Consider the following 384-nt stretch of genomic DNA (forward strand, 5'->3'; position numbering starts at 1 on the left):
CTTATTTTTTCACGGCAGGCTGTGCGGCCTTAGGCGCGGCAGAAGAAACCGTCGCCTCCGCCTTTAACTTGTTCAGCACCGCATCACCGATGCCCTTCACGTTTTTCAGCTCCTCCACCGATTTGAACGCACCGTTCTTCTGACGGTATTCCACAATCGCTTTCGCCTTAGCCGGACCGATACCCGGCAAAGCCTCCAGTTCGGCAGAAGATGCGGTATTGATGTTCACGGCGGCCAAAGAGAATGCTGCACAGACGGCGGCAAATGCACCAAATAAAAATTTCTTCATCAGATTTTTTCCCATAACATATTTGATTGAATCAGTCAGGAAGTCTACCGAATGGTTTTATTCCACTCTGTAAACACTGTCACATACGCAGATAG

Annotated in this window: 1 protein-coding gene; it reads right to left on the reverse strand. The window is 49.0% G+C overall.

Annotation, left to right across the window (positions count from 1 at the left end):
- Position 1: 1 nt before the first annotated feature.
- Positions 2 to 289: a ComEA family DNA-binding protein gene (locus tag ACTHRE_RS11075; protein WP_440345074.1), complete on the reverse strand. Its 288-nt coding sequence runs from the start codon at positions 287 to 289 to the stop codon at positions 2 to 4.
- Positions 290 to 384 lie beyond the last annotated feature (95 nt).

This window comes from Neisseria sp. P0001.S007, from assembly GCF_051963655.1.
In the GTDB taxonomy this organism is placed as follows: Bacteria; Pseudomonadota; Gammaproteobacteria; order Burkholderiales; family Neisseriaceae; genus Neisseria; species Neisseria subflava_A.

Excerpts from the sequence above, each read along its gene's own strand:
- ACTHRE_RS11075 (WP_440345074.1), bottom strand. The coding sequence starts at position 289 with ATGAAGAAATTTTTATTTGGTGCATTTGCCGCCGTCTGTGCAGCATTC.